Here is a 6,676-nt window from a genome sequence, read left to right as displayed (position 1 = left end):
GGCAATAGGTGTCTGCGGTGGCACGTTTACTGAGCTTCCGGCGTCAGGGTGGGGATGCGGCGGGCCTCCAGGCCGCTATTTCATGAAATTTCGGGCACGGAGTGCCCGCTCGATCGCTGCGGGTCCGGACCTCGACGCGGGAAGGTCAGTAAGAAGGTCGTTGTTGCGCTCACTGCTCTTTCGAGCCACCGGAAAGAGCAGTGAGCACAACAGCGATCTTTGCCAGGCTCTCGGCGGCGTCTGGAGACCTGCGGACCCCGTTCGGGCCGGCGCGGCGATCTGATCGTGGCCCGCGCCGCCTGAAGGGGGTGGTGTCGGCACTCGCGGCCTTGGGCCGACCCGCGCGAACCGGCTCCGACGGGGCGGGCAAAGCGGAGCGCCAGCGAAGTCTTTGCCTGCCCCGAGGTTTGCCCGCGGGAGCATGCGGGCCGGACCACGCCGGAAGCGGGAAGATGATCTTGTGGATTTTTGATCTTGAAGTTTAGGTTCGTCCTCGATTCAAATCCGCCTCGATCAGCCGGGCACGCCGTGCCCGAAATATCGTGATAAGGCGGCTGTCGATCCACACGCGTGGTCCACACGCGGGGATGCGACGGGTCAACACGAATGGATGTGGCCCCGGTCGCCCGGAACAACGGAGGCTCGGCCGGGGTCTGGTGGTGGATCAGGTGAGGCCGAGGGCGGCGGCGAAGTCGGCCAGGCCGGTGCGGTCGGTGTGGCCGGTCTTGGCCAGGAGGGCGGTGACGTGGCGTTCTACCGTGCGCGGGGACAGGAACAGGCGGCGGCCGATCTCGGCGTTGCCGAGGCGGGCCGCGACCAGGCCCAGCACCTCGAACTCGCGGACCGTGATGCCCCGCGCCCGCACGACCGGCGGCAGCGCGTCGCTGCCCTGCCGGTGCTGCGGCACCGGCGCGCCCACCCGGCGCAGCAGCCCGCGGCACGCCTGCGCGACCGGCGGCGCGGACACGTGGAAGAACGCCTCCGCGGTCCGCAGCCAGGACGCGGGCGCGCCCCAGCCGTCCTCGACCGCGGCCGGGACGACCAGGCGCAGCCCCAGGTGGTGGGCCAGCGGGTAGCGGACGGACAGCTCCAGGAACCGCGCGGCCGACTCCTCCGCCTCTGCCCGCGCGCCGCAGCGGCCGTGCAGGACCGCCTCGGCGAGCAGCAGGAACTGCCGGTTCCAGCCGGCCTGCACCTGCGCGGACTCGGCCAGCGCGGCGCACGCGTCCTTCCCGGAGCGGCCGGCCAGCACGGACAGCAGCAGCGCGGGGCCGTGCACGAACGACAGGTACGACGCGGGGCGCGCGGCCTCGTCCGCGACCGCGCGGTCCAGCTCGGCGGCGGCCAGGTCCGGTTCCTCGTGCAGCAGGTGCAGCACGCCCAGGCCGAAGCCGTGCACGGCGGTCGCGAGGTCGTCCTCGGCGCCGCCCGCCGCCCGGAACCGGTCCAGCAGCACGGCGGTCGCGGGCGCGTCTCCCCGGTGCGCGGTGGCGATGATCCGGATGCCGAGCGCGAGTAGCGCGGTGTGGGCCAGCCGCAGCCGCCCGGCCGTCTCCTCGCAGCGGGCCGTGGCGGCCAGCGCCGCCTCGTACTCGCCGCGGCAGATCCGGACGATCGCGGTCTCCAGCGCGATGTTCAGCGCGGTCACCACGGCACCGGCCTGCTGCGCCACCACCAGCGCGGACTCCAGGCCACGCGGGTCGGCGCCGCGGATCCCGTCGTGCGCGCCGAGGTGGTAGAGCATGGTGATCCGGTGGCTGAACAGGCCGTGTGCGACCGCGAGCGCCAAGCCACGTTCGTAGAGGCCGTCGGCCTCGTCCAGGTCCCGCAGCCGGGCGCACCGGCCCAGCATCTCCAGTGCGCCGCAGGCCACGTCCGGCTGGCCGCTGCGCTCGGCGGCCCGTAGCGCGCGGGCGGCCAGCCGTTCGGCCGCGACCCGGCGGCCGCGCGACGGGTGGCCGAACGCGAGCCGGGCCGCGACCACGTCCACGCGCGCGCTCAGCGCCGGATCCGCCGTGCGGCCGATCAGGCGCCGGACCTGGGACAATTCGCGCATGCCCCACTGCCATCGGCCGGCGGCGGCCGCGGTCCGGGCGAGACGCAGGTGCACGCTCGCGCGGCGGGCCGGGTCGGGGTGCGGGCGGAACCGTGCGCCCAGGCCGAGCGCCTCGGAGATCCGGCCGGCGTCGGCGTACCCGTCGATCAGCGCCTCGGTCAGGTCGGCCGTCAGGCTGTCGCGGACGTCGCCGTCGGCCAGCGACAGCGCGCGTTCCAGCAGCGTGACCTGGGTGGAGACGCCGCCCTGCACGGCCGCGCGCCCGGCGGCGGTCGCGAACATCCGCGCGGCCCGGTCCGGCTCGCCGGCGGATTCCCACAGCTCGCCGGTGAGGCGTTCGCCGCCGTCGATCAGTGCCGGGTCGGTCGTCTCCAGCGCCTCCGCGGCGCGCCGGGACAGCGTGGCGCGCTCGGCCGGCAGCAGCCGGTCCCGCAGCGCCTCCGCGGTCAGCGCGTGCCGGAACGCGTACTCGCCCGGCCCGCCGTCGGGCGTCAGCAATCGGGCCTCGACCGCTTCCCGCAGGCAGTCGGCGAGCGCGGCCTCGGTCAGGCCGGCGGCCAGGCCCGCGACCGTCGCCGGGAAGCGGCGGCCGAGCAGCGCGGACACGGTCAGCAGCGTCCGCGATCGGGTGCTCAGCCGGTCAGCCCTGCCGGTCAGCGTGGCGGCCAGCGTCGCCGGCACGGCGGCCGAGACCGCGCCCGGCACGAACCAGCGAGGGCCGGACCGGACCAGCGCCCGGTCGCTGACCATGCCGGCCAGCAGCTCCTCCACGTGCAGTGGCACGCCGTCCGCGGTGTCCAGCAGCCGTGTCAGCACCGGGCCGGGCACGTCCTCCGGCGGGACGTCCAGGCAGCCGGCGGCCAGCTCCCGGATCGCGCCGTCGGTCAGGCGCGGCAGCTCCAGCACGGTCGCGGACCGTCGCCGGCGGGCGGCCAGGACCAGTTCCAGCGCGGGGCCGGGATCCGGTCGGAGCGTGCCGAGCAGCAGCAACGGCTCCGGGCGGGCGTTGTCCACCAGGTAGTCGAGCACGGCCAGCGTGTCCGCGTCCGCGTCGTGCAGATCCTCCAGGATCAGCAGCGCGCCCCGCGAGTCGCCGATCCGGACGCACAGCCGCAGCACCGCCTCGGCCAGCACCACCAGCGAGTCGTCCGGGCCCGGCAGGCGTACCGACCGCAGCTCCGGCAGCAGCCGGGACAGTGCGGGGCGGTAGGGGAGCAGGTCCGGCGTGTCCGGGACACCGGTCCGGCGCAGCGCGGAGAACAGCGCCTCGCTCAGCGGCCGGAACTGCACCGCCGGGGCCGCGGCCCGGCCGCGCAGCACGCGCAGGCCGGCGGCGGTGGCCAGCAGGCCCGCCTCCGTCGCCAGGCGGGACTTGCCCATGCCGGGCTCGCCGACCACGAAGACGGCGCCGCCGGTGCCCTGCGAGGCGGCCTCGGCCAGACCGTGCAGCGTGGCCAGCTCGTCCTGCCTGCCGACCACGGCGGCGCCGCCAAGCCGCAGCCGGCCGACGGTCACCGGGTGGTCGTAGCGGGCGGTGGCGGCTGCGCTACCGCGCCGGAGCTGGCCGACCGTGGCCAGTTCGTCCTGGCCGGGCACGGCCGTGCCACCGCGCCCAAGTCGCTCGGTCGTGGCCAGGTCGTCCTGTTGGCCGGGCACGGCCGGGCCACCGAGCGGGGGCCGCCCGACCGAGGCGGCGCGCGGAGTGATCGGTGGCGCGGCGTCGAGGGACGGGTCCTGGCGCAGGACGGCGGCCTCGAGGTGGCGCAGCGGCGCGCTCGGGCCGATGCCGTGCTCGTCGCGGAGCATCATGGACAGCCGGCGGTACGTGGCGAGCGCGTCCGCCTGACGGCCGGCCCGGTACAGCGCCAGCATCAACTGGCCGTGCAGCCGCTCGTCGAGCGGATGATCCCGGATCAAGATCTCCAGCTCCGGTACGACCAGCGCATGCTCGCCACGGGCCAGCCGCGCGTCGGTCAGCGCCAGCCGCGCCCGCAGCCGCAGCCGCTCCAACGTGTCCGCCTGTGCGCGGAGCCACGGCACCTGCGCCACGTCGACCAGCGCACGGTCCCGCCAGAGCGCGAGCGCGGCGGTCAGACGGCGTACCCGCTGATCGGGGTCGGTCTGGTCGGTGCCCTGCGCGATCAACCGCTCGGCGTGCGCGACGTCGCTGCCGTCGTCGTCGCCGAACGCCAGCGCATAGCCGGGCGGGGCCGCCACGATCGACTCCCGGCTGCCCAGCACGCGCCGCAGGTGCGAGATCGTGCTCTGCAGCGTGTTGACCGCGGTCTGCGGCGCGGTGTCGCCCCAGACGAGATCGACCAGCCGCTCGGTGCCGACGACCTGCCCTCGGTGCAGTGCGAGGACGGCCAGCACGGCCTTGCGCCGCAGCCCGCGCAGCGGTCTCGGCACACCCCCGACCGTCACGTCGACGGGCCCGAGCAGCCTGACCTCCATCCCCGCCCCCGTCCCCCTGAGGCGAGAAATCTACCGGCGATGAACCGGCCACAATCGGCACAGTCACGGACCGGACTTTGTGTATTTTCCGGCGGCGGGGCCGGCACGGCCCGGGTAGGTCTGCAAAACGGGTCGCATCCGGGAAATGCGTGATGCTAGTTTTCGACGGCACCTCCCGGTGCGTGGTCCGCGGCTACTTCTGTGAAAAGGAAACGACGCCGCGGGCATGGTGAACTCGGGAGGAGCCGGCGGGTGTCCGGTGCGTAGATGTCGAGTTCTTCCACTACTAACGGGCGGGTTCCGGGTTCGAGTCCCGGTGCCGGTGTAACGACCGGTGTAGCTCAAATGGCAGAGCAGCAATGACGCGACATCGTCTCGATCTCGGGCATCCGCCGGCTTTTCCCGGTGTGAACGGGGAGCAATTCTGCAATGTCCAAGTTCAACAAGACCACCGCCCGGTCCGGCCCGCTCATTGCCCACCGTGACGCGGAGGCGGTCACCTATGAGGGCGCGATCGGCACCGCGCGCGACCTCAAGACCGAGCTGTTCCTGCTCGCGGTGGCGAACCTCGGCGTCGACACGTTCTACGAGAGCGCCGGTGCGCGTGACGACCGCTATACCCAGCTGGTACGTCAGGCGGCTGTGGCGTACCCCCGATGGACTGCTGCTTTTCTGGGTTGGCTCCGGCGTGACGCGAACATGCGCTCGGCCTCGATCGTCGGTGCTGCGGAGTACGTCCATGCGCGTCTGGCCGGTGCCGTCAGTTCTGAGGTGACGAATCGGCAGGTCATCGACTCGGTGCTGCGGCGGGCGGACGAGCCGGGCGAGCTGATCGCCTACTGGACCATGAGGCACGGGCGGGCGATCCCGAAGCCGGTCAAGCGTGGCATCGCGGACGCGATCGGGCGGCTCTACACCGAGAAGAACCTGCTCAAGTACGACACCGCGTCGAAGGGCTACCGGTTCGGCGACATCATCGAGCTGGTGCACCCGTCGCCGGTCGCGCCGTGGCAGGGCGACCTGTTCAAGAGCGCGATCGATCGCCGGCACGGCCGCGACAACGCCACCCCGGCGTCGCTGACGATGCTGCGGGCGAACGAGGTGCTGCGCGGCGATCCGGCCGGGCTCACCGACCCTGACCGGCTGGCCGAGGCGGGCATGACCTGGGAGGACGTGCTGTCGCTGGCGGGTGCGCGCGTCGACAAGCGGGTGCTGTGGGAGGCGCTGATCCCGGCGATGGGCCTGATGGCACTGGCGCGCAACCTGCGGAACTTCGACCAGGCCGGCGTCAGCGATGAGGTGGCGGCGCGGGTCATCGCGCGGTTCACCGATCCGGCGCAGGTCGCGCGGTCGCGGATGTTCCCGTTCCGGTGGCTGGCGGCGTACCGGCATGCGCCGTCGCTGCGGTGGGGGTACGCGCTGGAGCAGGCGCTCGCGGCGTCGCTTTCGCTGGTGCCGGCGCTCGACGGGCGGACGCTGATCCTGGTCGACCGGTCGCCGTCGATGTTCCCGGGCTACCACTACTCGACGTCCGCCAAGTCCGACATCAGCCTGGCAGACCAGGCCGCGATCTTCGGGTCCGCGCTGGCGGTGCGGGCGGCGGATCCGACGCTGGTCGAGTTCGGCGGCGAGTCGAAGCCGGTGGCGGTCACGGCGGGGGAGGGGGTGCTGACGCTGGTCGGGAAGTTCGGAGGCAGCAGCGGCACGGACATTCCGGGCGCGGTCCGGCGCCACTACGCCGGCCACGACCGGGTCGTCATCGTCACCGACGAGCAGACCCGGCCAGGGTGGCTGCCGTCGAACATGGCCTCCTTCGGGGGTTCGCGTGAGGCGCTCATCGACGACCTGATTCCGCGGGACGTGCCGGTGTACCTGTGGAACCTGGCGGGCTACAAGCCGGGTGTGCTCGACACCGGCACGAACCGTCATCTGCTGGGCGGGCTGACGGATCGGGCTTTCGGGATCATTCCGCTGCTGGAGCGGGGCCGGAACGCGTCCTGGCCGTTCGAGGTGCAGCCGGAGGGGTGAGTTCCGCCGGTCCGATCCCGCCCATCACCGAGTGTCACGTTCGGCGATGGGCGGGCGGTCCGTGCGTAGGTGACCGTACCCACACCGTTGTCGGCAGCAGGGCGGTGACCTGCGCAGTCGTCCCAGCCGGTGAAACGA

The 6,676-nt window shown here is 73.2% G+C and carries 2 protein-coding genes; one reads left to right on the top strand and one right to left on the bottom strand.

What is annotated here, in order from left to right:
* Positions 1-664 precede the first annotated feature (664 nt).
* Positions 665-4,510 carry a BTAD domain-containing putative transcriptional regulator gene (locus OP04_RS56545; RefSeq protein ID WP_051799293.1) on the bottom strand — a complete coding sequence of 1,282 codons (3,846 nt, stop codon included), beginning with the start codon at positions 4,508-4,510 and terminating at the stop codon, positions 665-667.
* Between the two features lie 429 nt (positions 4,511-4,939).
* On the opposite strand from OP04_RS56545, the gene OP04_RS29135 reads away from it, so the two are divergent.
* Positions 4,940-6,538 (top strand): TROVE domain-containing protein, encoded by a 1,599-nt coding sequence (locus OP04_RS29135; protein WP_033343050.1) that lies wholly within the window; start codon positions 4,940-4,942, stop codon positions 6,536-6,538.
* The last annotated feature ends 138 nt before the right edge of the window (positions 6,539-6,676 follow it).

The sequence above is a fragment of the Catenuloplanes japonicus genome (assembly GCF_000717135.1).
Lineage (GTDB): Bacteria > Actinomycetota > Actinomycetes > Mycobacteriales > Micromonosporaceae > Catenuloplanes > Catenuloplanes japonicus.
Note: the sequence above shows the minus strand (reverse complement) of the source record. Positions and strands in the feature narration are given on the sequence as shown.